Below are 17,440 nucleotides of genomic sequence, written 5' to 3' on the forward strand. Positions count from 1 at the left end.
CCTGTCACGGTTGGGAGGAAACGGACGCGCGCGTGCGGCGATCGATGTGGCGCAGCGCGGCGAAAGACACGATCGAGACGGCCGTCGCGATCGCGAACAGCACGTGCATCGAGCCGCCGGCGTCGAGCATCAGCCCGGCGAGCAGCGGGCCGGCCGCGAGGCCGGCGCCGATCACGAAATTGAGCGTGGCCACGAGGCGGCCCGACGTGTCGATTTGCGCGACGGTTGCGAGGATGAACGGCAGCACGAACGTCCACGCGAACTTGAACGCGAAGATCGCCGCGCTGTAGCCGCCGGCGTGTCGCATCACCGCGAGCGCGACGAGCGACGCGGCCAGCAGCGCGTAACCGGCCGCGAGCATCGCGCGCCGGGCGAGCCGACCGCCCGTGCACGACGCGAGCGCCGCGCCGGCAATGCCCATCACGCTCGCGATCGCGAGGACGTTGCCGGTCGACTGCGGATCGAGCCCGGCGTCGTTCGCGGCGCGGCTGGCGAACGTCCACACGCTGCCGATCGCGAGATAGAACGTCAGCACCGCGCCGATCGCGAGCACGACGAAACTTTGCGGCGGATGTGCGGCCGCGCCGCGCGCGTTGTGCGCAGGCGCGGTTCGCGCGCCCGGCGATGACGGAAAGCCGCGCGACAGCGGCGCCGCGAGCAGCGCGAGCGCGGCGAGCGCGACATACAGCGCGCGCAGCCCGAACGCGGCGAACACATGCGGCAGCACGAACAGGCCGATCGCACCGGCGATCAACTGGCCGACGACCCACAGGCCGTACACGCGGTCGCTGTTCTCGCTCGTCGCGGCGCTCGTCATGCAAAGCACCATCAGCGATCCGCCGCCGAGCGCGGTGACGGCGCGCAGCGCGAGCAGCGCGGCGAAGCCCGGCATCCACAGCGCGGTCAGCAGGTTGCCCGCGCCGAACAGCGCGACGGCGAACGCGGCGACGCGGCGTGCGTCGATGCGGCCGAGCCACAGGTACGACGGCACGGTCGCGAGGCTGAACGCGCCGAGTTCGACGAAGAAGTAGGTGCCGATCTGCGACGCGGACAGCCCGAGCTGCGTCGCGAGCTGGCCGGCGACGGCGGGCGCCACGAGCAGCAGCAGCGGCGTGATGGCCGCGAACACGACGAGCGCGACGAGCGTCGCGCGCGCGAAGGTCGACTCGCGGCCGTCGGGCGGGAGTGCGGCATCCGGGGAAAGGGTTTTCATGGCGGGATCTCGTCCGGGAAATCAGAACAGGTGGTCAGAACAGGTGGTACATGCCGACCATCGCGCCGAACTGCGATGCGCCGGCGAGCGGCGTCGGGTCGTATTCGTAGACGGTCTGCGAACTCTGGCCGCTGTTGCGTGCGTAGCCGAGGTTCACGTAGGCAACGGTGCGTTTCGACAGCGCGTACGTGGTGCTTGCGATGAACAGCGTCGGGTGGCCGATCGCCGGCGTGCGCGAATCGGTGTGATAGAGGCCGGCGTTCAGGCCGATCTCGCTCGACATCTGGTAACGCGCACCGCCCCAGACGATCGTGCGCGCCGCGTCGAGGTCGCCGGTCAGGCGTTCGACGCCCGCATAGACGGTGAGCGGCAGCGCGGCGAACGCATAGCGCGCGGCGAGCGTGCCGAGTTCACGGCAGCGCGCCGACGTGTCGCCGGCCGCGGAGACGTCGCCGTGCGCCTGATGCAGCACCGCGCTGACCGACAGGCCGTTGCTCGTGTACTGGCCGCCGAGTTCGAGCACGCGTCCGGCGCGCGTGTTGCCGGCGACGCCGGACGTCGCGACGAGCGCCGCCACGTCGAAGCCGGCGAACGTCGGCGACTGGTACTTGACCGAGCGGTCGATGAAGTTCGCATTGAGCGGCACGATGACGCCTTGGCCGCTGTACGACGCGTACCAGAGCGGGTCGTAGAACAGCGTCTTGTCGAACAGCACGCTGAACTGCCGCCCGAGCGTGACGGTGCCGACCGGCCCCGCGATGCCGACGTATGCGCCGCGGAAGAACGCATAGCCGGGCACGGTCGACGTGCCGTCGTTGACGTTGAGGCCCTGTTCGAGCTTGAACAGCGCGCGCCAGCCGCCGCCGAGATCCTCGTGGCCCTTCAGCCCGATCTGCGAAGGCAGGATGCCGTAGTTCTGCAACTGCACGGCCGAGCGGCGCCCGTCGGCATGCGTCAGGTATTGCACGCCGGCATCGAGCGCGCCGTACAGCGTGAGTGCGGACTGCGCGTGCGCGGCGCTGCACGCGGCCAGCGTCGCGACGGCCGCGGCCGTGCGGATGAAGCGGGGTGTCGTCACGTCGGGTTCTCCATACCGTCCTGCGTCGGTTCGTCGTTGGTGTTGTCGCGACGCAGTGTCCGCAGCGGGAAACCCCTCGAACAGTCGTCCAGATGAACGGTGCGGAAAACCCGCGGGGCGCGGCACGTACGCGGTGCACGGCCGTGACGCGGCGTGCTGCGGGGCAGCAACGTGCCGCGCACCGTTCAAATGGATGGGGTTGGCGCCCGTTCCCGCACCGTGGCCCGTCAAAAAAGCCGATCGCTATAATCGGCCGGTGTCGTTGCGGATATCGGCAGCCCGATCGGGCAGGGGAGCGGAAGGTGAGGATCACGACGGATATCGGGCAGGATCTCGATGCGCTGCGCGACGTGCCGGCCGCCATCGTGCTCGACGACTTCGCGTGGCCGCCGCTGCCGTCCCGGCGTGCCGATTTCGACGGCGTGACGCGCGCCGACGCATCGCAGCGCGAACTCGGGCTGATGCTGCTCGACCTGTACGCGGTTGCCGCCCAGTCCGGCATCGGCGAATTCGAATACCGGTTCTTTTCGCTGTTGCAGGCGCTCGTTCCGTTCGACGCCGCATGGACGGGCGTCGCGACCCATCTGCCGACCGGCCCGGTGATGCACAACAGCTTCCTGTACCGTCTGCCGCACGCGTTCTTCAGCGACTGGAAGCGCGTGCGTGATTGCGACCCGCTCGCGCAGCGCACGTTGCGCGGCGCGCACGGCCACGCGGTGCGTCTGTCGGTCGTCGAGCCGGGGCTCGATGCGCGGTTTCGCGACTGGTGCGTGAAGTACGGGCTCGCGCAGCTGATGTGCGTGTGCACGCTCGATCGCCGGTTCGGCCTGACGACGTTCATGTCGATCTACCGCCAGGGGCTGAATCGCCCGTTCAGCGACGACGATGCGCGCCGTTTCGAGGAAGTGATTCCGCATCTCGCGGCGGCGCTGACGATCAATCGCGCCGCGCAGCTCACGCGCGAGCGCGGCGATGCGGTCGCGCCGGCGGCGCGCGCACTGTGCGACAACTTCGGTGTGCTCCACCACGCCGATCACGGGTTCGACGACGTGCTGCGCACCGAATGGCCGGCGTGGGCCGGCGCACGTGTGCCGGAGCCGCTCGTCGCGCACCTGCGGCGCCAGTCGGGCCAGCCGTTCGTCGGCGACGCGCTGCGAATCCAGTGCGTGCCGGTGGCGGGGCTGTTCCAGATCGAGGCGCGGCCGCGCTCGCTGCTCGACCGGCTGAGCCCGCGCGAGCTTGCGGCGATCCGCTATTACGGCGCCGGGCGCTCGCACAAGGAAGTCGCGCAGCAGATGGCAATTTCGCCGACGACCGTGCGCCACTACCTGCGTTGCGCGTACCGCAAGCTCGGCATGCACGACAAGAGCCAGATCGCGGGTGTGCTCGGCGCGACGGGCGGCGCGGCCGACGACGAACCGGTGGAGGCCGGTGGAAGCCGGTGACGAGCGGCGCTGAAGCGCACGATCGACACGCTTTGCACGCGTTCGCGCAAATGGTTGTTCCCGCAACCATTGAGCGTTATGCTCGTCAGCTTCCAGGAGACGGAATGCCATCATGAACGACACGAATACAGGGTCGGTGCGCGCGGCGGTCGTCGGCGTCGGCGCAATCGGCGGGTTGCTCGCGGCCGCGCTGTCGCGGGCCGGCATGACCGTGAGCGCGTACGCGCGCGGCGCGACGCTCGACGCACTGAATGCGCACGGCGTGCGCGTGATCGACGAGACGGGCGACACATCGTCCTGTCCGGTGCGGGCAAGCGACGATGCGGCCGCGCTCGGCGTGCAGGACTACGTGGTGATCGCGCTGAAGGCGCAGGTGCTGCCGGCGCTGGCCGCGCGCATTGCGCCGTTGGTCGGGCCGCACACAGTGATCGTCGCGGCGATGAACGGGCTGCCATGGTGGTTCACGCACGGGCTCGCAGGGGCGCTCGACGGCGTGCCGCTCGATGCGGTCGATCCGGCCGGTGCGGTGTCGGCGGCGTTGCCGCCCGCCCAGGCGATCGGTTGTGTCGTGCACTTGTCGTCGAGTACCGACGCGCCGGGCATCGTGCGGCGCGGGCGCGGCAACCGGCTGATCGTCGGTGCGCCCGATGCGCGGCTCGATGCGGCCACCGCGCGGTTTGCCGCGGCGCTGGCGGCGGGCGGTTTCGACGTCGAGTCGACGCCCGCGATCCGGACCGAGATCTGGGCGAAGCTGTGGGGCAACATGAACATGAATCCGCTGAGCGCGCTGACGGGGTCGACGTCCGAGCAACTGCTCGACGATCCGTTCACGCAGGAACTCGCGCTGCGGATGATGGAGGAGGCGGCCGCGATCGGCGCGAAGCTCGGCCTGTCGACGGGGATGACCGGGCCCCAGCGGATCGCGGTCACGCGCCGGCTCGGCGCGTTCAAGACGTCGATGCTGCAGGACTTCGAAGCGGGGCGCGCGCTCGAGATCGGCCCGATCCTCGGCGTGTTTCCCGAACTCGGGCGCAAGCTCGGCGTGCCGACCCCGTATTGCGAGGCGGTGCTGGGGCTGTTGCGGCAGCGCGCGACGAACAGCGGGCTGTAGCACTTGCCGGGCGGCCGCATGCGCAACGCGGGTAACGAGGGTAACGCGGCGCGCAGCGAGCCGCTCACCATGCGCAACGCAAAGCGGGCCGCTCCGTCGCGGGTGAGGCGACCGGAGCGGCCCGTCGAATTCGTCTGATCAATAAGGCGGGCGTCGTGCCCCTGTTGCCGTTCAGTCGTCCCGTTCGGTGGCGTGCGCGACGACCTTGTCGAGCAGCCGCTCGAACGTCTGGCGTTCGCTGTCGGACAGGCACGCGAGCAGGCCGTCGTTCCACTTGCGCACGATCGGCATGATCTTGCGATGCAGCGCGCGGCCGTCGGCGGTCAGCGCGATCAGCACGATCCGGCCGTCTTCCTCGCTCGCGCTGCGTTCGAGCAGCCCCTGGCGCAGCAGCGCTTCGGCGGCGCGGCTCGCCTGGCTCTTGTCGAGATTGGTGTGGCGTGCGAGATCCATGATCGAGAACGGGCCGAAGGCGCCGACGGCGGCGATGACGCGCGCCTCGGGCAGCGAGATGTCGAGCTTGTGCCGGTACACCTCGCCGATTCCGCGGTCGGAACGCTTCGTGAGCGCGTGGAGGCGATAGGTCAGAAACTGATCGAGCCCGGCTGGACGGCCTTTCATGTCGAATCCTGAAGAAAAAGGGCGGGCCCGATTGTTCCTGTATCGCGCGCTCGGGTCAACGGTCAGTGTGCACCGTACTTCAGGCGTGTCAACTGCTCCGCTTCGTTCGCGAGCAGATTGGCCGCGTCGCGGATCGCGACGTCGAGCGTGATCGGCCCGGGAGCCGGCGAGAAGCAGCCGGAAAAATGTTCGGACAGGCGCGGCAGCGCGGCCGGGTCGACCGCGCCCGACAGCAGCGACGCGGGCACGCCCGCGGCCCGCGCGTGGCGGCACGCGATGAACGGCGCCTTGCCGTGCAGCGTCTGCACGTCGGAGCGGCCTTCGCCGGTGATCAGCCAGTCGGCGCCGGCGAGCGCGGCATCGAGCCCGACCTGCCGCGCGACCACTTCGGCGCCCGCTTCGAACTGCGCGCCGAGCATGTGCAGCGCGAAACCGAGGCCGCCCGCGGCGCCGGCGCCGGGCAGGTCGCGGCCGCGGCGGTCCAGTGCCGTTTCGACGAGATCGGCGAAGCGGGCGAGGGCGGCATCGAGGGTCGCAACCTGTGCGGGTGTCACGCCCTTTTGCGGGCCGAACACGGCGGTCGCGCCGTGGTCGCCCGTCAGCGGGTTGTCGACGTCGGACATGCCGATGAATTCCGTTTCCTTCAGGCGCGCATCGAGCCCCGACGCGTCGATGCGCGCGATGTCGACGAGCCGCGACGGGACGGGCTCGACCGGCTGACCGCCCGCGTCGAAGCACTGCAGCCCGAGGCCGGCGAGCAGCCCGGCGCCCGCATCGTTGGTGCTGCTGCCGCCGAGCGCGACGAAGAAGCGGCGCACGCCTTCGTCGAGCAGCGCACGAATCGCCTCGCCCATCCCGCGCGTGCTGCGCGCGTCGACCGGCACGCTCATGCCGACCGGATCGGTGATGCCGACGATCTCGGCCGTCTCGACGATCGCGGTGCGCGCGTCGATCACGCCGACCGCCGCGTCGCGTGCCGCGAGCGACGCGCCGGCCACCCGCAGCGCGCGCCGCGTGCCGCCGCCCGCCAGCATCGCGTCGAGCGTGCCTTCGCCGCCATCGGCCATCGGGCAGCAGCGCACGACGGCGTCGGGCCGGGCGCGGCGGATGCCGGCGGCGATCGCGTCCGCGACCTGCTCGGCGGAAAGCGAGCCTTTGAACGAATCGGGCGCGATGACGACGACAGGCGCGGACGGGTGTTGCGGCATGGTGTCTCCGGAAGGCGTGATTGGTGTGATCAATGAGGGGGCCACAAGCGTGGCGCACTCTCAATCGGAGCTTACAGGATGGCGGGCACGGGGTGGATACGGCATGCGGCATAGCGGCGATCCGCGCGCATTGCCGTGCAAAGGGCTGCCGACGCGGCGCAGACGCATGTGTGTCGCGGCGATCTGGCGGCGTGACGAAAATTGTTTGCTAGAATAGTCGATTCTTCCGGCCAAAGCCGTGCTCCGAGCCGCTTGCGCTAGCCATTCGGCGCGTGCAGGGATGGCGTGGCGCTCCGGCGCGGCGGGCGCATGTGACACACATCGCGCCGCCGCAGGCAGGCACGGCAAGGAAAACCCGATTCGCTCGAATAATTTTAGGACGATTGAAGCCATGGCTAACGTTGTTGAGAACCTCGGCAAGCTTGAACGCCGCGTGACGATTTCCCTGCCGAAAGACACCGTGCAGAAGGAAATCGACGCCCGTATCCAGAAACTCGCGAAGAACGTGCGCATGCCGGGTTTCCGCCCGGGCAAGGTGCCGCTGAAGATGGTCGCGCAACAGTACGCGGGTCAGGTCGAAGCGGAAGTGCTGAGCGACAAGATCGGCCAGGAATTCTTCACGATCAGCCGCGCGGAAAACCTGCGCGTCGCCGGCCAGCCGAGCTTCGAGCCGAAGCAGGAACAGGCTGAAGACGCATACGCGTTCGACGCGACGTTCGAGGTCTACCCGGAAGTGAAGATCGGCGATCTGGCGACGGCTGAAGTCGAGCGCTCGACGACGTCGATCGGCGACGCCGAAATCGACCGCACGCTGGACATCCTGCGCAAGCAGCGCGTGCACTACCACGCACGCGGCGAAGCCGGCGAGCACGGCGACGGCGGCGCGGATACCGCAGCGAAGAACGGCGACCGCGTGACGGTCGACTTCGTCGGCAAGATCGACGACGTCGCGTTCCCGGGCGGCACGGCCGAAGATTTCCCGTTCGTGCTCGGCGAAGGACGCATGCTGCCGGAATTCGAAACGGCAGCGCTGGGCCTGAAGGCCGGCGAATCGCGCACGTTCGACCTGGCATTCCCCGAGGACTACCACGGCAAGGACGTCGCAGGCAAGACGGCGCAGTTCACGGTCACGATGAAGAAGATCGAATGGCCGCACCTGCCGGAAATCGACGCGGAATTCGCGAAGTCGCTCGGCATCGAAGACGGCGACCTCACGAAGATGCGCGCCGAGATCAAGGAAAACCTCGAGCGTGAAGCGAAGCGCCGCACGCAGTCGATCGTCAAGAACCAGGTGATGGACGCGCTGCTGAAGATTTCCGAACTCGACGTGCCGAAGGCGCTGATCGAGCAGGACCAGCAACGCCTCGTCGAAATGGCTCGCCAGGATCTGGCGCAGCGCGGCGTGCCGAACGCGAAGGACGCCCCGATCCCGGCCGAGATGTTCACCGAGCAGGCGGAACGCCGCGTGAAGCTGGGCCTCGTGCTGGCCGAACTCGTGAAGGCGAACGGCCTCGAAGCGAAGCCGGAACAGATCCGCGCGGAAGTCGACGAGTTCGCGAAGAGCTACGAAGACCCGAAGGAAGTGGTCCGCTGGTATTATTCGAACCAGCAGCGCCTCGCCGAGATGGAAGCGTTCGTCGTTGAAAGCAACGTCGTCGACTTCGTGCTGGGCAAGGCAAAGGTCACGGACAAGGAAGTGAGCTTCGAAGCACTCGCGAGCGCATCGGCGCAAGCGTAAGTGCTGCTCTAGCGGCGTGCCGGCTGTCGGAGCGACGGCCCGCACGCCGTTTTTACGTCAGGCGCACGGTTGCCATTAATATGGCGATTGAGCGGGCGGCTTCCTTCCGTTCAATTTTCCATTCGAACAAGGTTCATTGAATGATCACTCGCGCTGAATTGCTGGACATGCTTGCTTCGAACGCGCCGCAGGGTTTCGAGGCCCAAGCGCTGGGGCTGGTGCCGATCGTCGTCGAAACGAGCGGCCGCGGCGAGCGTTCGTACGATATCTACTCGCGTCTCCTGAAGGAGCGCCTGGTGTTCATGGTCGGCGAAGTGAACGACCAGACCGCCAACCTCGTTGTCGCGCAATTGCTGTTCCTCGAGAGCGAGAATCCCGACAAGGACATCAGCCTCTACATCAACAGCCCGGGCGGCTCGGTGTCGGCCGGGATGGCGATCTACGACACGATGCAGTTCATCAAGCCGGACGTGTCGACCCTGTGCATGGGCCTCGCGGCCAGCATGGGCGCGTTCCTGCTCGCGTCGGGTGCGAAGGGCAAGCGCTTTGCGCTGCCGAATTCGCGCGTGATGATTCACCAGCCGCTCGGCGGCGCGCGCGGCCAGGCTTCCGACATCGAGATCCAGGCACGCGAGATCCTCTACCTGAAGGAACGGTTGAACCACCTGCTCGCGCAGCACACGGGCCAGGACGTCGAGCGCATCGCGCGCGACACCGACCGTGATAACTTCATGTCGAGCGAGGACGCGAAGGCGTACGGGCTGATCGATCAGGTGCTGCTGAAGCGCCCGTGAGCTTAAGTGGGGTGCCGCCCCGATTCGTGCGGCGCTCCTCAACGTCCCGAGTGCCCTGAGCATCTGCGGCAAGCGCATCCAGCCGGCTCCGGTCGCGCCCTAGGCGCGGCGTCCGGAGCAATCGGCGTATCATGTCATTTACCTGTCCGGAGGCTCTACATTCATGGCGGACAAAAAAGGTTCGAACAGCGAGAAGCTGTTGTATTGCTCGTTTTGCGGGAAGAGCCAGCATGAGGTGAAAAAACTCATCGCGGGCCCGTCGGTGTTCATCTGCGATGAGTGCATCGATCTCTGCAACGAAATCATTCGCGACGAGGCGGCTGCCGCCGGCGTCGAGGCCAGCCTGTCCCGGTCGGATCTGCCGAGCCCGCAGGAAATTCGCGACATCCTCGATCAGTACGTGATCGGCCAGGAGCGCGCGAAGAAAATCCTCGCGGTGGCCGTGTACAACCACTACAAGCGCCTGAAGCATCTCGACAAGAAGGACGACGTCGAACTGTCGAAGAGCAACATCCTGCTGATCGGCCCGACGGGCTCCGGCAAGACGCTGCTCGCGCAGACGCTCGCGCGGTTGCTCAACGTGCCGTTCGTGATCGCCGATGCGACGACGCTGACCGAAGCCGGCTACGTCGGCGAGGACGTCGAGAACATCATCCAGAAGCTGTTGCAGAACTGCAACTACGAGGTCGACAAGGCCCAGCGCGGGATCGTCTACATCGACGAAATCGACAAGATCAGCCGCAAGTCGGACAACCCGTCGATCACGCGCGACGTGTCGGGCGAGGGCGTTCAGCAGGCGCTGCTGAAGCTCGTCGAGGGCACGATGGCGTCGGTGCCGCCGCAGGGCGGCCGCAAGCACCCGAACCAGGATTTCATCCAGGTCGACACGACCAACATCCTGTTCATCTGCGGCGGCGCATTCGACGGTCTCGAAAAGGTGATCACCGACCGTACCGAGAAAACCGGTATCGGCTTCGGCGCGACGGTCAAGAGCAAGCAGGAACGCGACGCGGGCGAAGTGCTGCGCGAAACGGAACCGGAAGACCTGATCAAATTCGGTCTGATCCCCGAATTGATCGGCCGCCTGCCGGTGGTCGCGACGCTCGGCAAGCTCGATGAAGCCGCGCTGATGAAGATTCTGGTCGAGCCGAAGAACGCGCTCGTCAAGCAATATCACAAGCTGTTCGCGATGGAGCGCGTCGAGCTGGAGATCCGGCCGGGCGCACTGCAGGCAGTCGCCCGCAAGGCGATCCGCCGCAAGACCGGCGCGCGCGGCTTGCGTTCGATCATCGAACAGGCGTTGCTCGACGTGATGTACGAGCTGCCGACGATGAAAGGGGTCAGCAAGGTCATCATCGACGAGAACGTCATCGATGGGGACGGCAAGCCCTTGCTGATCTACGAGGACACGCCGAAGGTGGCGGGTTCGAACTGACCGGCTTGCCGACGATGTTCTGCGAAAAAGGCCGTTCATGAGACCGTGGGCGGCTTTTTTTCGTTTATCTTGTGGGTAACTCTGACTCGACACGCGGTGGTTACTTTCTTACCGAATATTTCCCGCACTTGAAGGCTTGCAATTCGTTGTGGCGGCCTCAATTACCGAACAATTGATTCCACTCATGGGGAAATGAAATGTCAGGCACCCAACTTCTCCCGCCGGAACGCATCACGCTCCCGCTGCTGCCGCTGCGGGATGTCGTCGTTTTCCCGCACATGGTGATTCCGCTCTTCGTGGGCCGGCCGAAATCGATCAAGGCCCTCGAAGCAGCGATGGAAGGCGGCAAGCACATCATGCTCGTCGCCCAGAAAACCGCGGCCAAGGACGAACCGACCGAAAAGGACATGTACGAGGTCGGTTGTATCGCCAACATCCTGCAGATGCTGAAGCTGCCGGACGGCACCGTGAAGGTGCTCGTCGAGGGGCTGCAGCGCGCGAAGGCGTTGTCGATCGAAGAGCAGGAAACGCAATTCTCCTGCGACGTGATGCCGCTCGAGCCCGATCACGCCGACAGCGCTGAAACGGAAGCGCTGCGCCGCGCGATCGTGTCGCAGTTCGACCAGTACGTGAAGCTGAACAAGAAGATCCCGCCGGAGATCCTCACGTCGCTGTCGGGCATCGACGAAGCGGGCCGCCTCGCCGACATGATCGCCGAGCGCCTGCCGCTGAAGCTCGACCAGAAGCAGCACATCCTCGAGATGTTCCCGGTCATCGAGCGCCTCGAGCACCTGCTCGCGCAGCTCGAAGCCGAGATCGACATCCTGCAGGTCGAAAAGCGCATCCGCGGGCGCGTGAAGCGCCAGATGGAAAAGAGCCAGCGCGAGTACTACCTGAACGAACAGGTCAAGGCGATCCAGAAGGAACTGGGCGAAGGCGAAGAGGGCGCGGATCTCGAGGAACTCGAGAAGCGCATCAACGCCGCGCGCATGCCGAAGGAAGCGAAGAAGAAGGCCGACGCCGAGCTGAAGAAGCTGAAGCTGATGTCGCCGATGTCGGCGGAAGCGACCGTCGTGCGCAACTACATCGACACGCTGATCGGCCTGCCGTGGCGCAAGAAGAGCAAGGTCAACAATGATCTGTCGAACGCCGAGCAGGTGCTCGACGAGGATCATTTCGGCCTCGAGAAAGTGAAGGAACGGATCCTCGAGTATCTCGCGGTGCAACAGCGCGTGGACAAGGTCAAGGCGCCGATCCTGTGCCTCGTCGGGCCTCCGGGCGTCGGCAAGACCTCGCTCGGCCAGTCGATCGCGCGTGCGACGAACCGCAAGTTCGTCCGGATGGCGCTCGGCGGCGTGCGCGACGAAGCCGAGATCCGCGGCCACCGCCGCACGTACATCGGTTCGATGCCGGGCAAGATCCTGCAGAGCCTGACGAAAGTCGGCGTGCGCAATCCGCTCTTCCTGCTCGACGAAGTCGACAAGATGGGCATGGATTTCCGCGGCGATCCGTCGTCGGCGCTGCTCGAAGTGCTCGATCCGGAACAGAACCACACGTTCGCCGACCACTACATCGAAGTCGACTTCGATCTGTCGGACGTGATGTTCGTCGCGACGTCGAACTCGCTGAACATCCCGCCGCCGCTGCTCGACCGGATGGAAGTGATCCGTCTGTCGGGCTACACGGAAGACGAGAAGGTCAGCATCGCCCAGCGTTACCTGCTGCCGAAGCAGAAGAAGAACAACGGGCTGAAGGAAGGCGAGATCGAGGTCACCGAGCAGGCGATCCGCGACATCATCCGCTACTACACGCGCGAAGCCGGTGTACGTTCGCTCGAGCGGGAAGTGTCGAAGATCTGCCGCAAGGTCGTGAAGATGCTGCTGCTGAAGAAGGCATCGGGCGCGATCAAGGTCGACGGCGAGAACCTCGATACGTTCCTCGGCGTGCGCAAGTACGACTTCGGCCTCGCGGCGAAGGAAAACCAGGTCGGTCAGGTGACGGGCCTCGCGTGGACGGAAGTCGGCGGCGATCTGCTGACGATCGAAGCCGCGGTGATGCCTGGCAAGGGCAACGTGATCCGTACCGGTTCGCTCGGCGACGTGATGAAGGAGTCGGTCGAGGCCGCACGTTCGGTCGTGCGCTCGCGTTCGCGACGTCTCGGTATCAAGGACGAAGCGTTCGAGAAGCAGGACATCCACATCCACGTGCCGGAAGGCGCAACGCCGAAGGACGGTCCGTCCGCCGGCGGTGCGATGACGACCGCGCTGGTGTCGGTGCTCACGGGTATCCCGGTGCGGGCCGATGTCGCGATGACGGGCGAAATCACGTTGCGTGGTGAAGTGCTGCCGATCGGTGGTCTGAAGGAGAAGTTGCTCGCGGCGCATCGCGGCGGCATCAAGCTCGTGCTGATCCCGGAAGAGAACGTGAAGGATCTCGCCGAGATTCCGGACAACGTGAAGAACGCGATCGAGATCGTGCCGGTCCGCTGGATCGACAAGGTACTGGAACTCGCGCTCGAGCGTTCACCGACTCCGCTTCCGCCGGAAGAAGAGGCGAAGGCGGCGGCACCGGTCGCCGATGCGGCGAAGGATGCCGGCTCGACGGAATTCGTCAAGCACTGACCCGGAACGCCGTCGTTGCTGACGGTTGTTCACGAAACCCGCGGCATGTCCGCGGGTTTTTTCATGTGCGCTGAAATTGCATGCGAGAACGTTAAAAATTTTTGCGTGCGGGCTTGGCAAAATGATCGGGGATGAATTAAACTTGCGGGCTCGCTGGTTGTTGATGCCGAAACGCAGATCGCAGCCAGAACGGATCGGAAACGGGTGCTTAGCTCAGCTGGTAGAGCGGCGCCCTTACAAGGCGTAGGTCGGGGGTTCGAACCCCTCAGCACCCACCAGTTTCACGATTCAGCCAGACCAAGGAGCGGTAGTTCAGTCGGTTAGAATACCGGCCTGTCACGCCGGGGGTCGCGGGTTCGAGTCCCGTCCGCTCCGCCAGAAAATGAAGAAGCCCGCCTCGTGCGGGCTTTTTCATTTTTATCGTTCGATGCGCCCGCTTCGCGGGCGCGTGGCTGCGGAGTGGAGGAAGCCGCCTGCGCGGCTTCCGGCGGGACTCGAAGGGATGCGCGTGCACGCGCATCCGCGGCCTGCGGGATGTAGGCGAGTCCCGTCCGCTCCGCCAGAAAATGAAGAAGCCCGCCTCGTGCGGGCTTCTTCATTTGTATCGTCGGTGCGAGCGCTTTGCGTGTACCCGGTTGTCGCGTTGCGCTCGCCGACATCACGTCTGCTTTTCTCCCGTCCCAACTTGTATGTTGTAATATCGGTCGTTTTGTCCAATTTTCCCGTCACGCATGCTCGATTTCTTCCGTAATCACCAGCGCCTGATGATGGCGCTCCTGCTCCTGATCGTATTGCCGGGGCTGGGTTTCGTCGGGATCCAAGGCTTCCGCGGCTTCTTCGACGATAGTGCGAACGTCGCGGCAGTCAACGGGCACAAGATCACGCGGGTCGAATTCGACGGCGCGTTCCGCCAGCAGATCGACCAGGCGCGTCAGGCGCTCGGCGGGCAGTTCGACGTCAAGATGTTCGATACGCCCGAGCACCGCAAGCAGGTGCTCGACGGCCTGATCCAGCAACGCGTGCTGGCCGACGAGACCCAGCGTCTGCACCTGACCGCATCCGACAACGCCGTGCGCGAAGCACTGATGAGCGACCCGATGATCGCGTCGCTGAAGAAGCCCGACGGTTCGATCGACGTCGAACGCTATGCGCAGCTGCTCGCGTTCCAGGGGATGACACCCGAGCAGTATCAGGAGCGCGTGCGCTACAGCCTCGCGCTGCAGCAGATTCCGGCCAGCATCGTGTCGAGCGCGTTCACGCCGAAGAGCCTCGCGCAACGCCTGTCCGAACTCGCCGCGCAGCAGCGCGAAGTGCAGTCGCTCGTGCTGAAGACGACCGACTTCGCGGCGAAGGTCCAGCCGACCGACGCGCAGCTCACCGCGTACTACGACGCGCACAAGCAGAGTTTCGCGACGCCCGAAACCGCGACGATCCAGTACCTCGTCTATTCGCCGGCCACGGCCGCCGCGAGCGCGCAGCCGACCGATGCGGACATCAAGAAGTTCTACGACGACAACCCGACGCACTTCCGCACCGAAGCGCAGGTGCGCGTGAGCCACATCTTCATCGCCGCGCCGGGCAGCGCCAGCGCGGCCGACAAGGCAGCCGCAAAGGCGAAGGCCGAGCAACTGCTGGCCGACGTGAAGGCGCATCCCGACCAGTTCGCGCAGATCGCGCAGAAGAACTCGCAGGATGCACCGTCGGCCGCGAAGGGCGGCGACCTCGGCTTCATCACGCGCGGCTCGACGGCGGGCGGCAAGGCGTTCGACGATGCGGCGTTCGCGCTGAAGCAGGGCGACGTGAGTGGCGTCGTGCAGTCGGATCTGGGCTTCCACATCCTGAAGGCAACGGAAGTGAAGCCGGCGGCCGTCAAGCCGTTCGCGGACGTGAAGGATCAGATCGCGGTCGACCTGAAGCAGCAGTACGCGTCGAAGGCATTCACGGACAACGCGGAAGGCTTCACGTCGACCGTGTACGAAAAGGCGAAGACGCTGCAACCGGCCGCGGACAAGTACAAGCTGACGATCCAGACGGCCACCGTCACGCCGACGCCGAATCCGCAACTGCCGCCGACGAGCCCGCTGAACAATCCGAAGTTCCTGGCTGCCGTGTTCGCGAACGACGCGGTGAAGAACCAGAACAACACGCAGGCGATCGACGTCGGCAACAACACGCTGATCTCGGCGCGCGTGACCGACTACAAGCCGGCTGCCGTGCCCGCGCTCGACGCGATCAAGGACGTCGTGCGCCAGAAGGTCGTCGCCGAGCAGGCCGCGGAACTCGCGAAGAAGGACGGTGCGGCGAAGCTCGCCGAACTGCAGAAGTCGAAGTCGACCGACGGGTTTTCGGCTGCGCAGAAGGTGTCGCGCACGCAGTCGCAGGGCCTGACGCCGGCCGCGCTGAGCGCCGTCTACAAGGTCGACGCGAAGACGCTGCCGGCCTACGTCGGCGTCGATCTCGGCGCCGACGGCTATGCGATCTACCGTGTGAACGCGGTGATTCCGGGTTCGGCGGTCGATCCGCAGCAACTGGCGGCCGCGCAGCAGCAGATGGCGCAGGTCGATGCGCAGAGCGAAGGCGAAGCGTATCTCGCCGCGCTGCGCGATCGTTCGAAGGTGAAGCTGTACGGTACGACGACGGCCAGCCAGTCGCAGGACGGCGACAACTGAGCATCGTTTCGCATGCAACGACAAAAAGCCCCGCTTCGTGCGGGGCTTTTTGTTTTCCGATGGCGGCGAGTCGTCAGGTCAGCCGCGCGGCTTGCCGAGCAGCGGTTTCAGCGTGGGCCAGACGTTGTCGAGCAGCATGCCCTGTGCCGGCTGCGCCGGATGCATCTGGTCGGCCTGGAACAGCTCGGGCCTGTTCTCGATGCCGGCGAGCAGGAACGGCACGAGCGGCACGCCGAGATCCTTCGACAGCCGCGTATAGACCGCGTGGAATTTCTGCGTGTAGTCGGGGCCGTAATTGGGCGGCACGTACATGCCGACCAGCAGGACCTTCGCATGCGCCTGCCGCGCGCCGGCGATGATGTCGCGCAGGTTCTGCTCGGTCGTCGCGAGCGGCACGCCGCGCAGCGCATCGTTCGAGCCGAGCTCGACGACGACGATCGACGGCTTGAGCCGTTGCAGCACCGCGGGCAGCCGCGCGCGGCCGCCGCTCGTGGTGTCGCCGCTGACGCTCGCGTTCGCGACGCTATAATCGATTCGCTCGGTCGCGAGCCGTTGCCGCAGCAGCGCCACCCAGCCGGTGTCGCGCGGCAGCCCGTATTCGGCCGACAGGCTGTCGCCGAGCACGACGATCACGGGCCGGCCCGATGTCGCGGATGTCGCGGCCGATGTCGTGGCGGCGCGTGCCGGCACGGTGGCGGCCAGCATGGTGCCCAGCAGCGCGGCAGCCGCCGCGCGTCTCTTCCAGCGAAATGTCGTGTCCATGTTCAAGATTACCGATCCGATCATCGAAGTCCATGACGTATGCAAGCGGGTCGCCGACGCGACGGGCGAGCTGACGATTCTCGACGGCATCACGCTCGCCGTGACGCAGGGCAGCAGCCTCGCGATCGTCGGCGCGTCGGGGTCGGGCAAATCGACGCTGCTCGGCCTGCTTGCCGGGTTGGACAGCGCCACGAGCGGCACGGTTCGCCTGCTCGGTCGCGCGCTCGACCAGCTCGACGAGGATGCGCGCGCGGCGCTGCGCAACGGCGCAGTCGGGTTCGTGTTCCAGTCGTTCCAGTTGATGCCGCATCTGACGGCGCTCGAGAACGTGATGCTGCCGCTCGAACTGCAGGGCGGCGTCAGCGCGCGCGACGCGGCCGAGCGCGCCTGCGCGTTGCTCGTGCAGGTCGGTCTCGGCGAACGCACCGCGCATTATCCGAAGCTGTTGTCCGGGGGCGAGCAGCAGCGTGTCGCGCTGGCGCGCGCGTTCGTCACGCGCCCGGCGATCCTGTTCGCCGACGAACCGACGGGCAGCCTCGACGCGGCCACCGGCCATGCGGTTATCGACCTGATGTTCGAACTGAACCGCACGCACGGCGCCACGCTCGTGCTCGTCACGCACGACGTCGAACTCGCGCGCCGCTGCGCGACGACGGTGACGCTCGACGCCGGACGCATCGTCGAGCCGCAGGCGCAGCGGCGCAGCACCTGAATTCATCGGCCGGCCGTACAGGCAGCGCTGCGC

13 protein-coding genes and 2 tRNA genes are annotated in these 17,440 nt (G+C 66.3%); 10 read left to right on the top strand and 5 right to left on the bottom strand.

The genetic code is table 11. The annotated features are described in order from the left end of the window. Nucleotides 1–4: 4 nt before the first annotated feature. Together HWX08_RS16855 and HWX08_RS16860 are read right to left on the bottom strand one after the other, a co-directional pair. A complete protein-coding gene (locus HWX08_RS16855; RefSeq protein WP_174920511.1) occupies nt 5–1,213 on the bottom strand; it encodes an MFS transporter in 1,209 nt (402 codons plus the stop codon). 34 nt (nt 1,214–1,247) lie between these two features. After that, nucleotides 1,248–2,291 (bottom strand): porin, encoded by a 1,044-nt coding sequence (locus HWX08_RS16860; RefSeq protein ID WP_174920512.1) that lies wholly within the window; start codon nt 2,289–2,291, stop codon nt 1,248–1,250. A gap of 302 nt (nt 2,292–2,593) precedes the next feature. Here HWX08_RS16860 and HWX08_RS16865 point away from each other — a divergent pair, with 302 nt between their 5' ends. Together HWX08_RS16865 and HWX08_RS16870 are read left to right on the top strand one after the other, a co-directional pair. Beyond that, on the top strand, nt 2,594–3,736 hold the full coding sequence (locus HWX08_RS16865) for a helix-turn-helix transcriptional regulator (RefSeq protein ID WP_174920513.1): 1,143 nt from the start codon (nt 2,594–2,596) through the stop codon (nt 3,734–3,736). 112 nt (nt 3,737–3,848) lie between these two features. After that, a complete protein-coding gene (locus tag HWX08_RS16870; RefSeq protein ID WP_174920514.1) occupies nt 3,849–4,847 on the top strand; it encodes a 2-dehydropantoate 2-reductase in 999 nt (332 codons plus the stop codon). A 171-nt stretch (nt 4,848–5,018) separates the two neighbouring features. On the opposite strand, the gene HWX08_RS16875 is transcribed toward HWX08_RS16870, so the two are convergent. Together HWX08_RS16875 and HWX08_RS16880 are read right to left on the bottom strand one after the other, a co-directional pair. Next, on the bottom strand, nt 5,019–5,468 hold the full coding sequence (locus tag HWX08_RS16875) for a MarR family winged helix-turn-helix transcriptional regulator (RefSeq protein WP_069256909.1): 450 nt from the start codon (nt 5,466–5,468) through the stop codon (nt 5,019–5,021). A gap of 62 nt (nt 5,469–5,530) precedes the next feature. Then, nucleotides 5,531–6,676 (bottom strand): glycerate kinase, encoded by a 1,146-nt coding sequence (locus HWX08_RS16880; protein WP_069256908.1) that lies wholly within the window; start codon nt 6,674–6,676, stop codon nt 5,531–5,533. A gap of 391 nt (nt 6,677–7,067) precedes the next feature. Here HWX08_RS16880 and tig point away from each other — a divergent pair, with 391 nt between their 5' ends. The 7 genes from tig to HWX08_RS16915 all read left to right on the top strand — a co-directional run bounded on the left by tig (nt 7,068) and on the right by HWX08_RS16915 (nt 15,933). Next, nucleotides 7,068–8,414: a trigger factor gene (tig, locus tag HWX08_RS16885; RefSeq protein WP_069256907.1), complete on the top strand. Its 1,347-nt coding sequence runs from the start codon at nt 7,068–7,070 to the stop codon at nt 8,412–8,414. A 140-nt stretch (nt 8,415–8,554) separates the two neighbouring features. Continuing rightward, nucleotides 8,555–9,208, top strand: coding sequence for an ATP-dependent Clp endopeptidase proteolytic subunit ClpP (gene clpP, locus HWX08_RS16890; protein ID WP_006408392.1), 654 nt, complete (start codon nt 8,555–8,557; stop codon nt 9,206–9,208). Nucleotides 9,209–9,371: 163 nt separating this feature from the next. Beyond that, nucleotides 9,372–10,643, top strand: coding sequence for an ATP-dependent Clp protease ATP-binding subunit ClpX (gene clpX / locus HWX08_RS16895; RefSeq protein WP_006489345.1), 1,272 nt, complete (start codon nt 9,372–9,374; stop codon nt 10,641–10,643). A gap of 197 nt (nt 10,644–10,840) precedes the next feature. After that, on the top strand, nt 10,841–13,264 hold the full coding sequence (gene lon, locus HWX08_RS16900; RefSeq protein ID WP_039367161.1) for an endopeptidase La: 2,424 nt from the start codon (nt 10,841–10,843) through the stop codon (nt 13,262–13,264). 202 nt (nt 13,265–13,466) lie between these two features. After that, nucleotides 13,467–13,542, top strand: a tRNA-Val gene (locus HWX08_RS16905). 23 nt (nt 13,543–13,565) lie between these two features. Beyond that, nucleotides 13,566–13,642 (top strand) — tRNA-Asp (locus tag HWX08_RS16910). A gap of 353 nt (nt 13,643–13,995) precedes the next feature. Continuing rightward, complete coding sequence (locus HWX08_RS16915) at nt 13,996–15,933, top strand: SurA N-terminal domain-containing protein (protein ID WP_174920515.1); 1,938 nt, start codon at nt 13,996–13,998, stop codon at nt 15,931–15,933. A 78-nt stretch (nt 15,934–16,011) separates the two neighbouring features. On the opposite strand, the gene HWX08_RS16920 is transcribed toward HWX08_RS16915, so the two are convergent. Beyond that, complete coding sequence (locus tag HWX08_RS16920) at nt 16,012–16,695, bottom strand: arylesterase (protein WP_174920516.1); 684 nt, start codon at nt 16,693–16,695, stop codon at nt 16,012–16,014. Between HWX08_RS16920 and HWX08_RS16925 the strand changes: the two genes are divergently transcribed. Then, the gene (locus HWX08_RS16925) at nt 16,694–17,407 is read left to right on the top strand and encodes an ABC transporter ATP-binding protein (protein WP_174920517.1); all 714 of its coding nucleotides are present in this window, start codon (nt 16,694–16,696) and stop codon (nt 17,405–17,407) included. The genes HWX08_RS16920 and HWX08_RS16925 overlap by 2 nt on opposite strands. Nucleotides 17,408–17,440 lie beyond the last annotated feature (33 nt).

The organism is Burkholderia metallica, from assembly GCF_902832845.1.
Lineage (GTDB): Bacteria > Pseudomonadota > Gammaproteobacteria > Burkholderiales > Burkholderiaceae > Burkholderia > Burkholderia metallica.

Excerpts from the sequence above, each read along its gene's own strand:
- HWX08_RS16855 (WP_174920511.1), bottom strand. The coding sequence starts at position 1,213 with ATGAAAACCCTTTCCCCGGATGCCGCACTCCCGCCCGACGGCCGCGAG.
- HWX08_RS16870 (WP_174920514.1), top strand. The coding sequence starts at position 3,849 with ATGAACGACACGAATACAGGGTCGGTGCGCGCGGCGGTCGTCGGCGTC.
- HWX08_RS16875 (WP_069256909.1), bottom strand. The coding sequence starts at position 5,468 with ATGAAAGGCCGTCCAGCCGGGCTCGATCAGTTTCTGACCTATCGCCTC.
- HWX08_RS16880 (WP_069256908.1), bottom strand. The coding sequence starts at position 6,676 with ATGCCGCAACACCCGTCCGCGCCTGTCGTCGTCATCGCGCCCGATTCG.
- tig (WP_069256907.1), top strand. The coding sequence starts at position 7,068 with ATGGCTAACGTTGTTGAGAACCTCGGCAAGCTTGAACGCCGCGTGACG.
- clpP (WP_006408392.1), top strand. The coding sequence starts at position 8,555 with ATGATCACTCGCGCTGAATTGCTGGACATGCTTGCTTCGAACGCGCCG.
- clpX (WP_006489345.1), top strand. The coding sequence starts at position 9,372 with ATGGCGGACAAAAAAGGTTCGAACAGCGAGAAGCTGTTGTATTGCTCG.
- lon (WP_039367161.1), top strand. The coding sequence starts at position 10,841 with ATGTCAGGCACCCAACTTCTCCCGCCGGAACGCATCACGCTCCCGCTG.
- HWX08_RS16915 (WP_174920515.1), top strand. The coding sequence starts at position 13,996 with ATGCTCGATTTCTTCCGTAATCACCAGCGCCTGATGATGGCGCTCCTG.
- HWX08_RS16925 (WP_174920517.1), top strand. The coding sequence starts at position 16,694 with ATGTTCAAGATTACCGATCCGATCATCGAAGTCCATGACGTATGCAAG.
- HWX08_RS16920 (WP_174920516.1), bottom strand. The coding sequence starts at position 16,695 with ATGGACACGACATTTCGCTGGAAGAGACGCGCGGCGGCTGCCGCGCTG.